This is a genomic window from Phenylobacterium sp. (assembly GCF_030698145.1).
GTDB lineage: Bacteria > Pseudomonadota > Alphaproteobacteria > Caulobacterales > Caulobacteraceae > Phenylobacterium.
Genome location: NZ_JAUYNW010000011.1, coordinates 50,158 through 68,197 on the forward strand (window position 1 = coordinate 50,158; position 18,040 = coordinate 68,197).

At 69.3% G+C, this 18,040-nt stretch carries 18 protein-coding genes and 1 tRNA gene; 7 read left to right on the forward strand and 12 right to left on the reverse strand.

What is annotated here, in order from left to right:
• Positions 1 to 52 precede the first annotated feature (52 nt).
• Positions 53 to 955, forward strand: a complete 903-nt coding sequence (locus Q8Q77_RS01000; RefSeq protein ID WP_305580262.1) for a cobalamin biosynthesis protein CbiG — start codon at positions 53 to 55, stop codon at positions 953 to 955.
• Here Q8Q77_RS01000 and Q8Q77_RS01005 read toward each other — a convergent pair.
• From Q8Q77_RS01005 to glmU, 10 genes are all read right to left on the reverse strand, one after another.
• Positions 952 to 1,347: a VanZ family protein gene (locus Q8Q77_RS01005; protein WP_305580264.1), complete on the reverse strand. Its 396-nt coding sequence runs from the start codon at positions 1,345 to 1,347 to the stop codon at positions 952 to 954. The two genes, Q8Q77_RS01000 and Q8Q77_RS01005, sit on opposite strands and share 4 nt — an antisense overlap.
• Positions 1,348 to 1,381: 34 nt before the next feature.
• Positions 1,382 to 2,755, reverse strand: a complete 1,374-nt coding sequence (locus Q8Q77_RS01010; protein ID WP_371130384.1) for an MATE family efflux transporter — start codon at positions 2,753 to 2,755, stop codon at positions 1,382 to 1,384.
• A gap of 115 nt (positions 2,756 to 2,870) precedes the next feature.
• Positions 2,871 to 3,671, reverse strand: a complete 801-nt coding sequence (locus tag Q8Q77_RS01015) for a methyltransferase domain-containing protein (protein ID WP_305580266.1) — start codon at positions 3,669 to 3,671, stop codon at positions 2,871 to 2,873.
• A gap of 7 nt (positions 3,672 to 3,678) precedes the next feature.
• Positions 3,679 to 5,058 (reverse strand): class II 3-deoxy-7-phosphoheptulonate synthase, encoded by a 1,380-nt coding sequence (locus Q8Q77_RS01020; RefSeq protein WP_305580268.1) that lies wholly within the window; start codon positions 5,056 to 5,058, stop codon positions 3,679 to 3,681.
• Between the two features lie 77 nt (positions 5,059 to 5,135).
• Positions 5,136 to 6,065 (reverse strand): alpha/beta hydrolase, encoded by a 930-nt coding sequence (locus Q8Q77_RS01025; protein ID WP_305580270.1) that lies wholly within the window; start codon positions 6,063 to 6,065, stop codon positions 5,136 to 5,138.
• 105 nt (positions 6,066 to 6,170) lie between these two features.
• Positions 6,171 to 7,208 carry a helix-turn-helix domain-containing protein gene (locus Q8Q77_RS01030; RefSeq protein WP_305580272.1) on the reverse strand — a complete coding sequence of 346 codons (1,038 nt, stop codon included), beginning with the start codon at positions 7,206 to 7,208 and terminating at the stop codon, positions 6,171 to 6,173.
• On the reverse strand, positions 7,208 to 8,404 hold the full coding sequence (locus tag Q8Q77_RS01035; protein ID WP_305580274.1) for an O-antigen ligase: 1,197 nt from the start codon (positions 8,402 to 8,404) through the stop codon (positions 7,208 to 7,210). Before Q8Q77_RS01035 ends, Q8Q77_RS01030 begins: the two co-directional genes overlap by 1 nt.
• Positions 8,401 to 9,783 carry a glutathione-disulfide reductase gene (gor, locus tag Q8Q77_RS01040; RefSeq protein WP_305580276.1) on the reverse strand — a complete coding sequence of 461 codons (1,383 nt, stop codon included), beginning with the start codon at positions 9,781 to 9,783 and terminating at the stop codon, positions 8,401 to 8,403. The genes Q8Q77_RS01035 and gor overlap by 4 nt, the downstream gene beginning before the upstream one ends.
• 12 nt (positions 9,784 to 9,795) lie before the next feature.
• Positions 9,796 to 10,485, reverse strand: coding sequence for a ribose-5-phosphate isomerase RpiA (gene rpiA, locus Q8Q77_RS01045; RefSeq protein WP_305580278.1), 690 nt, complete (start codon positions 10,483 to 10,485; stop codon positions 9,796 to 9,798).
• Between the two features lie 37 nt (positions 10,486 to 10,522).
• Positions 10,523 to 11,872, reverse strand: coding sequence for a bifunctional UDP-N-acetylglucosamine diphosphorylase/glucosamine-1-phosphate N-acetyltransferase GlmU (gene glmU, locus Q8Q77_RS01050; RefSeq protein WP_305580280.1), 1,350 nt, complete (start codon positions 11,870 to 11,872; stop codon positions 10,523 to 10,525).
• Between the two features lie 82 nt (positions 11,873 to 11,954).
• Between glmU and gph the strand changes: the two genes are divergently transcribed.
• From gph to Q8Q77_RS01065, 3 genes are all read left to right on the forward strand, one after another.
• On the forward strand, positions 11,955 to 12,644 hold the full coding sequence (gene gph, locus Q8Q77_RS01055) for a phosphoglycolate phosphatase (protein ID WP_305580282.1): 690 nt from the start codon (positions 11,955 to 11,957) through the stop codon (positions 12,642 to 12,644).
• A 40-nt stretch (positions 12,645 to 12,684) separates the two neighbouring features.
• Positions 12,685 to 12,759: transfer RNA gene (locus tag Q8Q77_RS01060), tRNA-Val, on the forward strand.
• Positions 12,760 to 12,944: 185 nt separating this feature from the next.
• Positions 12,945 to 14,168 carry an acetyl-CoA C-acyltransferase gene (locus tag Q8Q77_RS01065; RefSeq protein ID WP_305580284.1) on the forward strand — a complete coding sequence of 408 codons (1,224 nt, stop codon included), beginning with the start codon at positions 12,945 to 12,947 and terminating at the stop codon, positions 14,166 to 14,168.
• A gap of 56 nt (positions 14,169 to 14,224) precedes the next feature.
• Here Q8Q77_RS01065 and Q8Q77_RS01070 read toward each other — a convergent pair whose 3' ends face one another.
• Positions 14,225 to 14,698: a nuclear transport factor 2 family protein gene (locus Q8Q77_RS01070; protein ID WP_305580286.1), complete on the reverse strand. Its 474-nt coding sequence runs from the start codon at positions 14,696 to 14,698 to the stop codon at positions 14,225 to 14,227.
• Between the two features lie 160 nt (positions 14,699 to 14,858).
• On the opposite strand from Q8Q77_RS01070, the gene Q8Q77_RS01075 reads away from it, so the two are divergent.
• The 3 genes from Q8Q77_RS01075 to Q8Q77_RS01085 are packed head-to-tail and all read left to right on the forward strand — an operon-like array spanning position 14,859 to position 17,520.
• The gene (locus Q8Q77_RS01075; protein WP_305580288.1) at positions 14,859 to 16,337 is read left to right on the forward strand and encodes a carotenoid oxygenase family protein; all 1,479 of its coding nucleotides are present in this window, start codon (positions 14,859 to 14,861) and stop codon (positions 16,335 to 16,337) included.
• A gap of 25 nt (positions 16,338 to 16,362) precedes the next feature.
• Positions 16,363 to 17,121 carry an SDR family oxidoreductase gene (locus Q8Q77_RS01080; protein ID WP_305580290.1) on the forward strand — a complete coding sequence of 253 codons (759 nt, stop codon included), beginning with the start codon at positions 16,363 to 16,365 and terminating at the stop codon, positions 17,119 to 17,121.
• A gap of 12 nt (positions 17,122 to 17,133) precedes the next feature.
• Complete coding sequence (locus Q8Q77_RS01085) at positions 17,134 to 17,520, forward strand: nuclear transport factor 2 family protein (RefSeq protein ID WP_305580292.1); 387 nt, start codon at positions 17,134 to 17,136, stop codon at positions 17,518 to 17,520.
• On the opposite strand, the gene Q8Q77_RS01090 is transcribed toward Q8Q77_RS01085, so the two are convergent.
• Entirely contained in the window at positions 17,517 to 17,933 is a 417-nt protein-coding gene (locus tag Q8Q77_RS01090) for a nuclear transport factor 2 family protein (protein WP_305580294.1), read from the reverse strand. The two genes, Q8Q77_RS01085 and Q8Q77_RS01090, sit on opposite strands and share 4 nt — an antisense overlap.
• Positions 17,934 to 18,040 lie beyond the last annotated feature (107 nt).

Sequence of the window (18,040 nt, forward strand, 5' to 3'; positions counted from 1 at the left end):
CGCCGGAAGCGAGCCGCTACAAGCCGCGGGTACCCTCTCGCGGAGCTTTCCGGTGTCTCGTCTCTTCAGCGCCTATGTGATCGTCGACTGGAGCGCGGCCGCCAAGCCGTCGACCGGGCCGGATTCCGTCTGGATCGGGGTGATGAAGCGCGATGTGCGCTTCCGCCTGGCCTATGAGAGCCACAACCCGGCCACCCGCGCCGAGGCCGAGAAGAAGCTGGCCGAGATCCTCGACGACCTGAAGAAGCGCGGCGAGCGGGCCCTGGTGGGCTTCGACTTCCCGCTGGGCTTTCCGCGCGGCCTGGCCGCGGGCCTCAACCTGCCGGGCGAGGCGCCCTGGCGCGCCGTCTGGGATCAACTCGCCAAGATGGTCACGGACAAGCCCAACAACGTGAACAATCGCTTCGGCGTTGGTTCGGAGATCAACCGCCGACTGACCGGCGGACCCTTCCCGTTCTGGGGCTGTCCGCCCAAGGACGCCCTGACCACCCTTCAACCCAAACGCACCAAGGCGCATGGACCCGGCGACCTGCCCGAGTTCCGCCACGCCGACCTTGCCGCCAAGGGCGCTTCGCCGATCTGGAAGCTCTATTACAACGGCTCGGTGGGCGGCCAGGCGATCCTTGGCATCCCGGCGGTCCGGCGCATGAAGCTCGCCCGTGGCGACGGTCTTCGGGCCTGGCCGTTCGAGACGGGATTCAAGACCCTGACCGAGGCCGACCTGGCCGGCGTCGAGGTGGTGGTGACCGAGGTCTATCCGTCGATCTTCAAGGCCCAACCGGTGCTCGGCGAGGTCAAGGACCAGACCCAGGTGCGGGTGACCGCCGAACACTTCGCCAAGCTGGACGAGGCGGGCAAGCTGGGCGCGATCTTCGGACCCTCCAAGACCGCCGCGGCCGACGTCGTGCTCGACGCCGAGCGTGAAGAGGGCTGGATTCTGGGCGTTCCGGCCTAGGCGATCTCCGCCGCCTTGGCCGCCGACGCGCGGCGCTCCTCGTAAGGGGCGCTGCGCAGGGATTGAAGCCACATGGGCCCCCAGACGGCGAAGGCTCCGGCCGCGTCGGCCGCCAGGTCGCCGAGGCTGACGCCGCGCCCGACCACCATCTGCGCGATCTCGATCGAGCCCCCCATCAACGTGGCGGCGAGCGCGATCTCCAGGCGGCGGTTCTTGCGGAAGGCGGCCATCATCAGGGCGGTCAGGCCGTAGAAGGCGATGAAATGCGCCGCCTTGTCGGCGGGCACGAAGGCCTTCTCCACGCCCTGGAACGGGCCGACCATGCCGACGACGCAGACCAGGCCTGCGGCGATCAGGAGGAACCGGGCGGCGTTCTGCGTGGACGGGACCATGGCCCAGTCCTGACAGATCGCGATGAATCGATCGTCAAAGCGGCCGGCGGCTGAGCTGCCAAAACCGGGCGCTGAGTAGCCCGGCCGACAGGAACGAGGCGCCGACCACGCCCCAGACGATCCCGTTGAGGCCCAGGCCCATGGGGATGGCCAGCCACCAGGCCAGCGGCATCATCACGAACACATAGCTGGTCAGGTGGGTGAAGGTGGGCAGCCAGACGTCGCCCCGCGCCCGCAGCGCCTGGGCGATCACCACCTGCAGGGCGTCCACCAGGAAGAACAGGCACGACAGCACCAGCGCGGCCGAGGCCATGGCGATCACGCGCGGATCGGAGGTGTAAGCCTGGCTGATGAGCCCGGCGGCGGGCCAGATCACCAGCGAGATCAACGCGCCGAAGACCGCGGTCATCGCAAAGCCGATAAGGCCGCCGCGCACGACGCCCGCCCGGTCGCGCGCGCCATAGGCGCGTCCGACCATCACCGCCGTCCCGGTCGACAGCCCCAGCGGGACCATGAAGACCAGGGCCGCCACGTTCAGCACCACGGCCCAGGCGGCCACCGTCAGCCCGCCCATCCAGCCGGCGAAGATGTTCATTGAAGCGAAGGCAGCGACTTCGAAGAAGTTGGAGGCGCCAGCGCCATAGCCGATGCGGCGCTGCTCGTGCTCGGCGGCGCGATCGCGCTGCGGCTTGTCGAACACGCCGAGCGCGCGGCTCTCCTTCATCATCAGGATGAAGACCAGCATGGCGATGGCCAGGAAGGTCCGCGCCCCGGTGGTCGCCCAGGCGCCGCCCACCGCGCCCATGGCGGGCAGGCCGAAGGTCCCCGGGACCAGCAGCAGCAGCAGGCCAAGGTTCACCGCGTTGGCGATCCACATCATCACCGCGCCTGGGCCCGGCCGGCCCAGGCCCTCCAGCCAGAAGCTGGCGGCGACGCTGAAGGCGTAGCCCGGCAGGGAGAGCGCGAAGATCAGCATGGCGCGGCTGGAGCCGTCGGCCAGGTCGGTCTCGAGCCCGATGGCGTGCAGGAAGGTCGGGCCGACCAGGAAGGTCACGACCATCGAGACCATGCCGATCCAAAAACTGTAGGCCAGGCCACGGCGCAGGACCGCGCCGGTGATCTCCCGCCGGCCCTCGCCAGTCGCCCGCGAGGTCATCACCTGGACGCCGGTGAGCAGGCCCACGGCCATGGTCACCACCACGCTGGTCGGGGCCCAGGCCAGGGCATGATAGCCTAGCTCCGTCGCCGAGAAGCGGCCGACGACGATGGCGTCCGACAGGCCCATCACCATGATGCCCAGGCGCGACAGCACCACCGGCCAGGAGAGCTTCCATAGCTCGGCCGTTTCCTTGCGGACGACATCTTGTTCGCGCCCTTCCGGAAGGGTCGCGTGGGCCGGATCGGCCATTTCAGCGCCTGTTTTCAAAGAAGCGCGGAAAGTGGCCGTTCATCGGGACGGCGGCAAGCGAAGCTTGGACGACGGCGCCGCTTTTCCAGGCGCCGGTGGCCCCGATGGCACAGGATCAGCGGCGGCGGGCCGTGTGGATCGCCGTGACCATGTTGCGCTCCACCTTGCCTGCGAATTCCCGCTCGGCGATTTCCATCAGGGCGTCCAGCAGCCGCTCGCGCGCCTCCGGCGGCCGGGCGTTGATCTCGGAATAGGTGGCGTAGAGGGCGCGGACGCCCGGAGGGCCCAGTGTCAGGGTCCAGGACAGGGACTGGTAGGCGATGTCTTCGAAGACGCCCGCCGCCTCCAGCTCCGCCGCTCGCCGCACGTGGTCCTCACCGAAACTCAGTTCCCGCACCGCGCCAGCCGCGGGGCTGCGGCTCTCGCCCAACAGGCCGACCGTGGCCTCGTGAAAGGCGTCGTGGCGACGTTCGTCGCCGAAGACGTTCCAGACCATGGCCCACCAGCCGCCAGGCCTCAGCAGCCGCGCGACCTGGGCGAGGCCGGCCTCGGCCTCGACCCAGTGGAACGAGGTCGCCGCCAGGCCGAGGTCGAATCTGGCGCTCGGAAGCGGCGTTTCTTCAAAGGGTTCGGCGAGAACCTGAAGGTCCTCAGTCGGCAGGCTCGCCCGCAGGAAGGCTGCCAGTCTCGGATCGGGCTCGATGGCGGCAAGCGGCGCCGCGCCGATATGCAACAGGCGTCCGGTGGCGATCCCCGTCCCAGCGCCCACCTCGAAGGTCGGCGTGCCAGGCCTCAGTCCGCAGCGTTCGCGCAAGATGTCGTAGACGAATTCCGGATAGCCCGGCCGGGCGGCATGGTAGCCGGCCGGATCGCCGCCGAAGACCGAGCGGCCCAGGCGGCGATCCAGCTGGGTCATCGACGGTTCAGACCGCCGCGCGCAGGGCCGCGTCGATCCGCTCTTCCTTCAGCTTCTCGGCCACCAGGAAGGCCAGCTCCAGGGCCTGCTCGCCGTTCAGCCGCGGGTCGCAGTGGGTGTGGTAGCGGTCGGCCAGGTCGCCCTCGGTGAGCGCGCGGGCGCCGCCCAGGCACTCGGTGACGTTCTGGCCGGTCATCTCCAGATGGACCCCGCCGGGGTGAACGCCGTGGGCCTTGCAGACCTCCACGAAGCTCTTCACCTCCGACAGGATGCGGTCGAAGGGTCGCGTCTTGTAGCCGTTGTTGGCGGTGAGCGTGTTGCCGTGCATCGGGTCGATGGCCCAGACCACCGTGCGGCCGGAACGCTTGGTGGCGTCCAGCAGACGCGGCAGGCGCGCCTCGATCTTGTCGTGGCCAAAGCGGCCGTACAGCGTCAGGCGGCCGGGCTCGTCCTTGGGGTTGAGCGCCTCCATCAGCCGCAGCAGGTCGTCCGGCTCCATGGTGGGGCCGCACTTGACGCCGATCGGGTTGCGGATGCCGCGGAAGTACTCGACGTGGGCGCCGGCCAGGTCGCGGGTGCGCTCGCCGATCCAAACCAGGTGGGCGGAGGTGTCGTACCACTCGCCTGAGGTGGAATCGACGCGAGTCATGGCCTCCTCGAAGCCCAGCAGCAGGGCCTCGTGGCTGGTGAAGAACTCCACCCGATGCAGGTCGGGCTGGCTCTCCGGGGTGACCCCGATGGCGGCCATGAAGGTCAGGGCCTCGCTAATCTTTTCCGACAGCTCGCGGTACTTGGCGCCCTGGGGGCTGTCGGCCACGAAGCCCAGCGTCCAGCGGTGAATGTTGTAGAGGTCGGCATAGCCACCGCCCGCGAAGGCGCGCAGCAGGTTCAGCGTCGAGGCCGACTGGCCATAGGCCTGCAGCAGGCGCTGGGGGTCGGGCACGCGGCTGGCGGCGTTGAAGTCCATGCCATTGATGATGTCGCCGCGATAGGAGGGCAGCTCCACCCCATCGATGGTTTCGGTCGGCGCCGAGCGCGGCTTGGCGAACTGGCCGGCCATGCGGCCCACCTTCACCACGGGCTTTCCACCGGCGAAGGTCAGCACCACCGCCATCTGTAGGATCAGGCGGAAGGTGTCGCGGATGTTGTCGGCGTGGAATTCCTTGAAGCTCTCGGCGCAGTCGCCGCCCTGCAGCAGGAAGGCCTTGCCCGCGGCCACGTCGCCCAGCAGGCTCTTCAGCCGCCGCGCCTCACCGGCGAACACCAGCGGCGGCATGCCGCGCAGGGTCTGTTCGACCCCGGCCAGGGCCGCGGGATCCGGATAGTCGGTCGGCAGATGCTTTGCGGGTTTCTTTCTCCACGAGGCAGGCGTCCAGTGTTCGGTCATCGGGTCAAACTCCGCGCTCGACGAGGCGCCGCGCCTTCTACTCCGGAAAGGCGCGACGCATCCAGTCCCCGGCGACATCAGGGATTGGCATCCAGGAACGCCGTCCGCACGGCCGCCCAGCCCTCGGGACGGGTGATGAGCCCTGTATGATCGAGACCGGGGACGAGCCTCACGCGCAGATCCGGCTTGGCCGGACGCAGGGCCGCCTCATAGCGCTCTGCGTGGAATTGCTGGTCCTCGACCCCCGCCACCACGGTCAGCGGTTGGGGCATTTCGCGCGCGGCGGCGCGATAGTCACCGACGCTGTAGTTCATGGCCAGCCGATAGGAATAGGCCGGCGTGGAGCCGGAGGCCCGGTCCGGCGGCACGGCGAACGCGATCACGCGATGGGCGTCCCAGGCGTGAATGCCCATCCTGTTCGCCAAGCCGATGAGCACCATGGCGGGGAAGTCGATCCTGGCCCATCCGCCGGTCCGCGGTCGCGCCACGTTCGAGGGGAAGGGGAAGGCCGGGGCCAGGGCGATGACGTGGTCGAACGCCTCGCCGCCGGGCGCCCCCGCCGCCCGCAGCGCGAAGGCGCCTCCGGCGGAAAAGCCAATCAGGGTGATCCTGGCGTTGGGCCGCTCTCGTCGGACCCGGACGACAAGATCGGCGAGATCGTCTTCCAGTTGGCCGATGCGATCGATGTCGCCCCGCGGCCCCGAGGCGCCGTGCCCCCGCACATCGGGCGCGAGCACCGTGGCGCCGGTCGCGTGAAGGCTGCGCGCCAGGGGATGGACGAACAGGCTCTGGCCCGCCGAGCCGTGCAGGAGGATCGCCACCCGCCCGTCGCCGGGATAGGCGCGATAGGCCAGGCGCCTGCCGTCACGGGCCAGGTAGTGCGAGATTGGCGGCGGATCGCTCCATCCTTGCGCGATTGCTTCGCCCGGACTGGCGCGGTCAGGCGCGGCGGTCGCGACCAGGGGAGCGATAGCGAGGCAGATGAGCAGGATCGCGCGGCGTGGCATGGCGAGGGTTCCGGAACCGGGACAGGCGGCGTCCCATCGGCCGTCCTGGCGACGTCGGCGCCCGGCGTCTCGCCGGCTTTCGAAGGCGGCTGGCCGTTTCCGAAATCAGCCGGTCCGCGCGCGACGCCGATACTCGGTCGGCGTCAGTCCGGTCCGCGTCTTGAACGCCCGGTTGAACGGTCCGACGGAGGCGAACCCGGTGTCCAGCGCGATGGTGAGGACAGGCACGCCATCCTGCTCCGGGTCGGCCAAGGCCTGCGCGGCCTCATCGACGCGATAGCCGTTGACGAAGGCGGCGAAATTGCGATGTCCCAAGCCGGCGTTGATCAGCCGCCGCAACCGATGTTCAGGCAGGGCCAGCCGCCCGGCGAGAGAGGCGACGGTGAGGTCCGATCGATAGGCGCGTTCGACCGACATGAGACTCTGGAGGCGCTCCAGCAGCACCGGGTCGACCGGTTCGACGACGCGCGCCGCCGTCGGGTGACCACCGCCTTCGAAGAGGCCCCCTGTCCGGGCGCGCAGCAGCTCCCAGAGCACGGCGAAGGTCGCGGCCAGGACGCTCCCGCTCATGATCAGGCTGACGCTGGCGGGACCGGCCGACGAGTCAAAGGCGACGGCGAGCCCGGTGTTCAGCATGGTCGCGCCCGCGAAGGCGACGACCAGCAGCACCCTCAGCCGCCGACGAGCGTTCACCAGGTCGTCGCGCCAGGTCGCGGCGGTCTCCAGCAGCGCCAAGCCGGCGAAGGCCAACGCCATGAAGGCTGTCGCCAGGTCCAGGGCCGTGGAGATCGCCGGCGCCGCCGCGGCGGTCAAACCCGCCGCGAGACCGCCTGCGACCGGTATCGACCAGGCCAGCAACCACCAGGCTCGGGGCCGCCGGCCCTCGCGGAACAGAGATCGGGCGAGGAGCCACGCGACGGCCGGATTGCCCGAGGTCAGGGCCAGGGCCGCGACGTGCAAGGGACTGGGCTGGAACTCGAATCCGGGCGCCGAGCACCAGGCGTGGGCCGCGACGCCGACGGCGAAGGCGGCGCTGAGCCACGAGGCGTCGCCGCGCGCGCCAGCTCGAAGGATCAAGCCGGCGGCCAGGATCGCCAGGCCTCCAACCGCGCCGCGCGCGACGAGGTCCAGCACCTCCAGCATTAGCCGGCTCGCGCCGCGGGCTGCCGCGCCGCGAGCACGCAGGCGGCTGCCGCCAGGGCGCCGATGGCCAGGAACCACTCCTGCCAGACACCGAACGAGAAGGCCGAATAGGTCAGATAGGCCGCCGCCGTGGCCGCCCCGACCGCGCGGGCGGGATCGCGCCGCTTGTGGCCGAGGCCCCACAGGATGCTGGCCCAGAACACCGCCGCGGCCATGGCGCCGATCAGGCCGAGCTCCAGCCAGAGCTGCAGGGCCGCATCGTGCGGGTGCAGTTTGATCCCCGGCGAGAACATCCGGCTGGCGTCCAGGCCCCAGCCGCGCGAGGGGTGATCGCCGATCCAGGCTACAGCGCGGCGCCAATAGCCCATCCGCAGGGCCCAGGAGGTGGGCACGTTGGCCTCGACCAGCGCGTAGGCTCCAGCCTTCTGCGCCAGCCAGACCAGGGCGGGCGCGCTGAGGAAGAAGACGCCGGTCACGGCGGCCAGCACCCGAGGCCCGATGCGCGGCCATTGATGGACTGTGAGGCCCGCGAGTGCGGCGGCGGCCAGGGCGACAGCGGGCGCGTCCGTGGCGAACAGCAGGGCGACACCCAGGCTGCCGGCGACCATCGGCGCAATCAGCCAACGACTCTGTCCGGTGCGCAGCGCTGCGAGCGCGCCGGCCGGGGTCAGTAGCGCCAGGACGAAGCCCGCCTGGGCGACGTTGCGGATGGCGAGATCGGGACGGATCGGATCGCCCATCGCCTCACGCAGGGTGCGGTAGACCAAGGCCCCGGTGGCGGTCTCCACGCTGAGCAGCAGGCCCAGCGCGGCCAGGCCCCAGGCCAGGATGCGCAGGGCCGCCGTCCGAGTCGGCGGCGAGGCGTCGCGGGCGGCGCAGACCACCGCCCAATAGAGCGCGGCCTGGACGATCAGCTTGAAAGCGGTGGCGCCCTCCAGGTCCGTCGGCGTGTAGGGGCTCCAGGCCATTGAGCCCAGGGACCAGGCCAGGATCACCACAAGGGCGATCGCCGCCGGGCGGTCGGTGTCGGCCACCCTGAGCCCCCGCAGCGTCAGCAGGCCCGCCAGGCCGACCAGCGGCGCGAAGGCCAGCGGCCCGCCCCAGCCGGCGAACGGGATGAGGACGAACAGGCCCGCGAGGACGGCTCCCGACCAGGCCGACGCCCGCGCCTGAGGGTTCGCCGCCCGCTCGGTCATGCGGTCGCGCCGAGCTCCTGGGGCGCATACTTCTCGCGCATGGTGACCAGTTCCTCGGCCAGGGTCGGGTGGACCGCGCAGGTGGAATCCCACTGCGGCTTGGTCACCCCCATCTTCAGCGCGATGGCGGCCATCTGGATAATCTCCGGCGCGTCGGGCCCGACCACATGACAACCCAGCACCTTCTGGCTGGCGGCCTCGACCACCAGCTTGATCATGCAGCGCTCCTCGCCGCCATAGAAGGTCGTCTTCATCGGCCGGAAGCGCGAGAGGTAGATGTCGACCTTGCCATGCTGGTGACGTGCGTCGGCTTCGGACAGGCCCACCGACCCCACCGGCGGCTGCGAGAACACCGCCGAGGCGACCATGTCGTGATCGAAGCTGGTCGGGGTGTCGTAGAACTCGGTCTGGGCGAAGGCCGCGCCCTCTCGGATCGCCACCGGGGTCAGGTTGATGCGGTCGGTGACGTCGCCGACCGCCCAGATATTGTCGACATTGGTCTTGGAGAACTTGTCGACGGCCACGGCTCCGGCCTCGTTCAGCTTCACCCCGGCCGCCTGCAGGCCCAGGCCGTCGGTGTAGGGCTTCCGCCCAGTGGCGAACATGACCAGGTCGGTCTCGATGGCCGAGCCGGAGCTCATGTTGCTGCGATAGCCCGTGGCGGTCTTCTCGATGCTGGCGTGTTCGCTGCCCAGGACGATCTTCACGCCGCGTTTCGTCATCTCTTCCGTGACATGGGCGCGGATGTTGTCGTCGAAGCCGCGCAGGATGTTGGCCCCGCGATAGACCAGGGTGGTGTCCACCCCCAGGCCGTTGAAGATGCCGGCGAACTCCACGGCGATGTAGCCCCCACCGGCGATCATGATCGACTTGGGCAGTTCGGCCAGGTGGAAGGCCTCTTCCGAGGTGATGATGTGCTCGGCGCCGGCGAAGTCGGTCGGCTTCCAGGGCCGGCCGCCCGTGGCGATCAGGATCTTGCCCGCCGTGACGCTCCCCTTGCCTTCCAGCTCGACGGTGTGGGCGTCCTTGAGGCGGGCCTTGGCGTGGACGATCTCGGCGCCGGCGTTGGAGAGGTTGGTGACATAGATGCCCGACAGGCGGGCGATCTCGCGGTCCTTGGCGTCGAGGAAGGTCTTCCAGTCGAAGGTCGCCTGGCTGGCCGACCAGCCATAGCCCTGGGCGATCTCGGCGTTGTGGGCGAACTCCGAGGCGTAGACCATGAACTTCTTGGGCACGCAGCCGCGGATCACGCAGGTGCCGCCGACGCGATGTTCCTCAGCCACGCCCACCTTGGCGCCGCTCATGGCCGCGAGCCTGGCCGCCCGCACGCCGCCCGAGCCCGCGCCGATCACGAAGAGGTCGTAGTCGTAGTTCGCCAAGACGGGCGCTCCTTAGGGTTCGAAGGTGACGACGCCGTCGGGCGTCCCCACCAGGGCCAGGTCGGCCAGGTCGAGGAACAGGCCATGATCGACCACGCCGGTCACGCTCTTCAGCGCGGCGGCCAGCAGGGCGGGCTCCTCGATCCGCCCGCACGCCGCGTCATAGATGAGGTTGCCGCCGTCGGTTTTCACCGGGACGCCGTCTTTCAATCTCAAGCGTGGCGCCACGCCCAGGTCGCACTCGGCCAGGGCGTCGCAGATCCGCAGGGCCGTGGTCTCGTGCCCGAAGGCCACCACCTCGATGGGCAGCGGGAACTGGCCTAGCGTCTTCACCCGCTTTGCGGCGTCGGCGATGACCACGCAGCGCTTTGAGGCCTCCCAGACCAGCTTCTCGCGCAGCAGGGCCGCGCCGCCGCCCTTGATCAGCGACAGGGCCGGGCCGATCTCGTCGGCGCCGTCGACGGTGAGGTCGATGGCCTTCACCTGGCCAAGGTCGCTCAGGCGGATCCCCAGGCTGGCGGCGAGTTCCGCGGTCGCCACCGAGGTCGGCACGCCCACGATGTCCAGGCCGCGGGCGGCCACCGCCTTGACGAACCAGGCCGCGGTCGAACCGGTGCCCAGGCCCACCACCATTCCGGATTCCACCAGGGCCGCGGCGGCCTCGCCACTGGCCCGCTTCTGATCGTCGACGGATGCGCTCATGGCGGTGACATAGGCGAAGCGAGCCCAGGCCGCGACGCTATTTTTTGGCCCGCTTGGCAAGCTTGGCGGCCCGGAAGCGCGCGGCCCAGCCTTCCTTCTCCACCTGCGGCCCACGCTCCAGGGCGAGCGCGTCGGGCGCGACGTCGCGGGTGATGACCGAACCCGAGCCCGTATAGGCCCCCGCCCCGATGGTCACCGGCGCCACCAGCGAGGCGTTGGAGCCGACGAAGGCGCCCTCCCCCACATGGGTCTCGTATTTGTCGAAGCCGTCATAGTTGCAGAAGATGGTGCCGGCGCCGATGTTGGCCCTGGCGCCCACCGAGCCGTCGCCCAGATAAGCCAGGTGGTTGGCCTTGGCGCCCGCGCCGACCTTGACCTTCTTGACCTCGACGAAGTTGCCGATGTGGGCGTCCTCGCCGATCTCCGCGCCCGGGCGCAGGCGGGCATAGGGGCCGATCAGGGCGCCGGCCATGACCTTGGCGCCCTCCAGGTGGCTGAAGGCGCGGATCACCGCGCCGGTCTCGACGCTGACCCCGGGGGCGAAGACCACGAACTGCTCGATCTGGGCGCCCGGCGATATCTTGGTGTCCCAGGCGAAGTGCACGGTCTCCGGCGCCAGCATCTGCACGCCCTCGGCCAGGAAGTGCGCGCGCCGCCGCTGCTGGAAGATCGCCTCGGCCTGGGACAGCTGCATGGGAGTGTCGCAGCCCATCACCGCGCTCTCGGGCGCGATGGCCGCGCGGACCACGGCCTCGTCCGCCGTGGCCAGGCCGACGATGTCGGTCAGGTAGTACTCGCCCTTGGAATTCTGATTGGTCACCCGGTCCAGCCAGCCAAACAGGCGGACGCGATCGGCGGCGAGCATGCCGGCGTAGCAGACCTTCACCGCCTTCTGCTCGGGCGTGCAGTCCTTGGCCTCGACGATGCGCAGCACATGACCGTCGGCGCCGCGGATCAGCCGGCCGTAGAGCAAGGCGTCAGCCGGCTCGAACCCCAACAGGGCCAGCGGCACGCCCTCGCCGCGCAGCTTGAACAGCGGATCCACGTCGTGCGGCTCCAGAAGGGGGCAGTCGCCGTTGACCACCAGCACGTCGCCGTCGAAGTCGGCCAGCGCCGCCTTCGCCGCCAGCACGGCGTGACCTGTCCCAAGCGGCGGGTCCTGCACGGCCACCGCGTCCTCGCCCAGCCGGCGGACCACCAGGTCGCGGACCGCCGGGTTGTGCGTGCCCACCACCACCACGATCCTTTCGCAGCCTATGGCCTGGACGGTGTCGATCACCCGATCCAGCAGGGTTCGCCCGCCGATCTTGTGCAGCACCTTGGGCAGGGGCGATTTCATGCGCGTGCCTTGGCCGGCGGCCATGATCACGGCGGCGCGTGCGGTCATCGGGCGGTCCTTCGAGTCAGCGGTCGTTGCAATCTTGCGGCGTTTAGCTGAAACGGCGAGCGGTTTCGATGGAGCGCACGCCTTGGCCGACCTCTCAGCGCTGGACGGCGCGACACTGGTCCTCGACCTGGACGGCACCCTGGTGGATTCGGCGCCCGACCTGATCGGGACCCTGAACGTGCTGCTGGCGCAGGAAGGAATCGCTCCCCTGCCCCTCGACGCGGCCCGCCCGTTCATCGGCCACGGCGCCCGACGCCTGATCGAACGAGGCTTCGCCGCCCAGGGCCAGCCGGCCCCGGCCGCCCGGATGGACGAGCTCTTCAAGCGCTTCATCGCCCACTACAACAACCACAGCGCCGACCTGACGCGGCCGTTTCCGGGCGCGGTGCGGGCCCTGTCCGATATGAAGGCGGCGGGCGCGAAGCTCGCGATCTGCACCAACAAGCTGACCAACCTGTCCATGCCGATCCTTGAGAAACTTGACCTCGCCTGGCTGTTCGACTCGGTGATCGGCGCCGACCTCGCCCCGGCCCCCAAGCCCGACGCAAGCCATCTGATCGCCGCCGTGGAAGCCGCCGGCGGTATGATCGGCCGGGCCGTGATGGTCGGCGACGCCGCCACCGACGCCGGCGCCGCGCGCGCCGCGGGGGTCCCGCTCATCCTCGTCAGCTTCGGCTACACGGAGATCCCGGCCGCCGAACTGGCCCCCGACATCCTGATCCACCACTTCGACGAACTGCCCGATGCGTGCGTTCGTCTTCTCACCGCTTGAACGGGGCGAGCCCCCGGGCTATAGGCGCATCCCTTCCGGAGGATGCGTAGCTCAGCGGGAGAGCACCTCGTTCACACCGAGGGGGTCACAGGTTCAATCCCTGTCGCATCCACCACTCCTTTCAAGCTCTAGGGTCCTGGCTTCACCGTCGCCACCCGGCTTGATGCCCCACATCACAGCTGTTCTCAGGTCCCAGGGGGCCACCACCACCTCCCCAGGCCCGAGCCCTTCCCTCGACAACGTAACTTCGTTTAAAAGACCTACTTGCCCTCCGAGGGCGGACTGCCGGGGAGCCAAGTCGTGTCGGTCTACATCTATGACGCCGTTCGGTCGCCTCGAGGCAAGGGACGGCCGGATGGATCCCTGGCCCGCGTCCCTCCGGCGCAACTGGTCGTTCAGCTCGTCAGGGCGCTGGAGCGCCGGCTGGGCGCCGCCGTTGTTCACGAGGCCGGTCACCTGACCCTGGGCTGCGTCACCCAGGTAGGCGTCCAGGGCGGGCACGCCGCCCTATCGGCCCGGATCCAGGCCGGCCTTCCCGACAGCATGGCCTGCCTGACGCTCAACAACTTCTGCGTCTCGGGCCTCAGCGCCCTGGCTGACGCCGCTCGGCGGGTGCAGTCGGGCCAGGAGGAGCTGGCGCTGGCTGGCGGGGTCGAGAGCATGTCCCAGGTCGCGTTCCTCAGCGACGCGGCGGACTACTATTCCGACATGGCCCTGGCCTCGAGCATGGGCTGGGCCCCGGTCGGCGTCGCCGCCGACCTGCTGGCGACGCGGGAGGGATTGGACCGGCCGGCCCTGGACGCGGCCGTCCTGCGCTCGCATTCCCGGGCCGCGGCGGCCTGGCGGGAGGGGCGCTTCGCCGACCGGGTCGTTCCCATCACCCACGCAGACGGAACGATCGCCCTGGCCCAGGACGAGAACATCCGCGACTTCGGCGACGGCGCGAGCCTCGCCCGGCTCGCACCGGTGTTCGCCGCGGCCGGGGCCCAGGGCTTCGACGACATCCTGATCGCACACAAGCCGGAGCTGGCGGCCGTGCGGCACGTCCACAGCGTGGCCCACTGCCCGCCCATTTCAGACGGGGCGGCCTTGCTGCTGCTGGGCAGCGCCGAGGCGGGCCGGCGGCATGGCCTGCGGCCCCTGGTGCGGATTCGATCGGTGGCCGAGACCGCGGACGACCACGTGATGCAGCTCACCGCCGGATACAGGGCGATGGAGCTGGCCCTGGAGCGCGCCGGCCTCTCCCTGGATCAGGTCGGGGCGGTGGAGTTCATGGAGGCCTTCGCCGCCGTGCCGGTGCTGTTCGAGCGGGACTTCGCGCCCGACATGTCGCGGGTCAATCCCAACGGAGGCCACCTGGCCATGGGACACCCGATGGGAGCGACCGGGGCGATCCTGGCCGCCAGCCTGCTGGACGACATGGCCCAGCTCGACGCCCAGACCGGACTGGTCGTCGCCACCGGTGGGGTCGGGGTCGGCGCGGCGATGGTGTTCGAACGCGCCGGTCTATCTTCAAAAACTTAGAGCGTGACGGCCGCCTGAACCGGTATCCACTTCAGGCTGTCACGCTCTAGACAGGCCTATTTCTTCTCGGGCGCCTCGCCGACGCCCATCTCCCGCAGCAGGGAGGCGCGGTCGTAGTACTCCCGCCACTCCTGGACCTTGCCGTTCCGGATATCCAGCACACCGACGACAGGCGTCGATCCCGGGTGGCCGTTGTAGACGAAGCGGTCGACCCGCTCGATGAACACCAGACCGTCGATCAGGCCCATGTGGGCGACGTCCAGGATCACGCCGTCCGGTGCGCCCTTCCCCAGGGCCGAGATCCGGTCGTAGATCGCCGGGCGGCCGACCACCGGCTCGATCATCATCGAGCGCAGCACCCCGTCCTCGGCGAACAGATCGGCGACCTTTCGCCAATCGGCGGCCTTCCAGGCGGCGATCATCTCGTGGGCCACCTCCAACTTGCCGACGTCGCCGTCGGCCGCACGCGCCACGGACGGCGACGTCGCCAGAGCCAGAATCAAGGCCAGCAGGCTGAAAATCCGCTTCATATTTTCCTCCAGGCCCTCTCACGGGGCCAATGTCGAACCGCCCGGAACGCAAGAATTCGCGACGCGGCCGCTCCAGTCACTTGCACAACAAGACCATGGTGTTAGGTTGAATTCAAGGGCGGTTCTTTCGGCCGCCGACGCGAGATTCGGAGAGCTCTCGATGAAGATGGAGCGCCTGCCGCCGGTGAAAACCAGCCTGGGACCCAGCAACCATCCCTACCTGACCGGCGCCTGGACGCCGCTGCATGAGGAGGTGGACGCGACGGACCTGGAGGTGATCGAGGGCGCGATCCCGACCGACATCGACGGGATCTACGTCCGCAACACCGAGAACCCCGTCCACCAGCCGCTCGGCCGCTATCACCCGTTCGACGGCGACGGCATGATCCACGTCATCAATTTCAAGGACGGCCGCGCCGACTATCGCAACCGCTTCGTGCGCACCCGCGGCTTCGAGACCGAGCAGGAGGCCGGCCAGTCCCTGTGGGGCGGGCTGATGGACGGTCCGGAAACCTCCCTGCGGCCCGGCTTCGGCGCCCATGGCGGCCTGAAGGACTCATCCTCCACCGACGTGGTGGTCCATGCCGGAAAGCTGGTCTCGACCTTCTACCAGTGCGGCGAGGCCTATTGGCTCGATCCCGAGACCCTGGAGCAGGGCGGCGTCGCGAGCTGGGGGCCGATGGACGGCGTCTCGGCCCACACCAAGGTCGACGAGGCCACCGGCGAGCTGCTGTTCTTCAACTACTCCAAGCACGCGCCCTACATGCACTACGGCGTGGTCGATCGGGCGGGCAAGCTGGTCCATTACACCTCCGTCCCCCTGCCCGGCCCGCGCCTGCCGCACGACATGGCCTTCACCGAGCACTATTCGATCCTCAATGACCTGCCGGTGTTCTGGGACCAGGACCTGCTGACGCGCGGCATCCACGCAGTTCGCACCCACGAGGGCCTGCCGTCGCGCTTCGGGATCATCCCGCGGTACGGCGACGCCAAGGATGTCCGCTGGTTCGAGGCCGATCCCACCTACATCCTGCACTTCCTCAACGCCTATGAGGACGGCGACGAGATCGTCATGGACGGCTACTTCGAGGAGAACCCGACGCCGGGTCCCCTTGCCGGGGCGCCGGATGGCCACGGCCATATGATGGGCTTCCTGGACGAGCATTCCTTCCTGCCCAAGCTGCACCGCTGGCGCTTCAACCTGAAGACCGGCGATACCACGGAGGGTCACCTGGACGACCGCGTCCTGGAGTTCGGGATGTTCAACCAGCGCTATGCGGGCAAGCCCTATCGCTACGCCTATTCGACCACCAGCAAGCCCGGCTGGTTCCTGTTCACCGGCTTCGTCAAGCACGACCTTCGGACCGGCGAGTCCTGGACCCTGCCCCTGCCCGAGGGCCGCTACGCCAGCGAGGCCCCCTTCGTGCCGCGCATCGGCGCCAAGGACGAGGACGACGGCTATCTGGTCAGCTTCATCATCGATGAGACCACCCAGACCTCGGAGTGCGTGCTGATCGACTGCAAGCGTTTCGAGGAGGGGCCGGTGGTACGCATCGCCCTGCCGCACAAGCTGTCCAGCGGCACCCACGCCGTGTGGGCCGACCGCGAGTTGATCCGCAACGGATTCATCGCCGGCTAGGCGCAAGACCAAGAAGAGGCCATCGATGGACATCAAGGACAGCGTCGCCCTGGTGACGGGCGGCAACCGCGGGATCGGCGAGGCGTTCGTGCGCGCCTTCCTGGCCGCCGGGGCGGCCCGGGTCTATGTGGCGACGCGGGACCCTGCTAACGCCCGGCATCTGGTCGACGAAGGCGGCGGCCGGGTGGTCGCCGTGGCCCTCGACGTCAGCAAGCCCGGGCAGATCGAGGCCGCCGCGGCCCGGTGCCAGGACGTCAGCATCCTGGTGAACAACGCCGGCCAGTTCTCCATGCAGACCCTGATGACGGCCCCGGACCTGTCGGCCGCCCGCGCGGAGATGGAGACCAACTATTTCGGTCCCCTGGCCATGTGCCGCGCCTTCGCCCCGATCCTGGCCCGTCACAGGGAGAGCGCTATCGCCAATGTGCTGTCGGCCGGCGGCATCGTCGCGGTGCCGGGCATGGGCGGATACAGCCCCTCCAAGTTCGCCGGCCGCGCCATGACCACCTGCGTCCGCGCCGAGCTTGCCGCCCAGAACACCAGCGTCACCGCTCTGATCGTGGGCTCGGTCGACACCCGCATGGCCAGCCATGTGGAGGGCTTCAAGGAGACCCCGGCCACCATCGCCGAGGCGGGGCTGAAGGCGATCCGCAAGGGCGCTGACGAGGTCGACACCGACTTCATGGCCGTGGACGTGCGCGCCAACCTGGCCCGCGACCCGAAGGCCCTCGAACTTTCCATGCGCCGCTCGCTCTCGGGCGAACGCGTCACCACCGGCCGCTGAGCGAGATCACCGATGACCCCCCAACAATACCTGGACTTCGCCGAGCGCTTCGTGGGCGCCATTCAGAGCGGCGACACCGACACCGTGCGCGCCTGCTACGCGCCGGACGCCAAGCTGTGGCACAACAGCGACGGGATAGAGCAGACGGTCGACCAGAACATGAAGGTGCTGGACTGGTTCATCCGCACCCTGCCCGACCGCAATTACCGCGTTGTGCGCCGCGAACCCCTGCCGGACGGGTTCCTGCAGCAGCACGTGCTGGAGGCCACCTTGCCCGACGGGGCGAAGTGGGCCATGGACGCCTGCGTGGTGGTGAAGATCGAGAACGGCCTGATCACCCGGCTGGACGAATATCTCGACTCCGCCCGTTCAGCCGAACTGCGGGCGTTCGGCCGCTAGCGAGTCTTGGCGTCGAAGTCCTCGACCAGGCCCATGGCCTTCAGCAGGTGGGCCCGGTCGTAATATTCCCGCCAGGTCTTGATCAGCGGGCCGTCGAACTCCAGCACGCCGACCACCGGGGCCGAACCCGCCTTGCCGGCGATCGTGAACTCGTCGGTGCGCTCCATGTAGAGCAGGCCGTCGATGACCCCCATGTGGTGGATGTTCAGGGTGATCTGCTCAAGCCCCGCACCGATCCCCGAGACCCGTCTGTAGACTGCCTCGCGGCCGACGATCGGGTCGACCATCATGGAATGCAGCACCCCGTCGGGGGCGAACATGTCGGCCACCTTGCGCCAGTCCTTGGCGCGCCAGGCCTCGGCCATCTCCCGGCCGACCCCGATCTTCCGCTCGTCCGTCAACGTTTTGGACATGCCCTCGCCTCCCCTGACTGCGTCGGGCCGACCCGGGCGGCGGCGCGACGGTATTTAACTTGCATAATCATACGTACTGCTGGCAAGTCCTTTCTAGGGAATCGGCC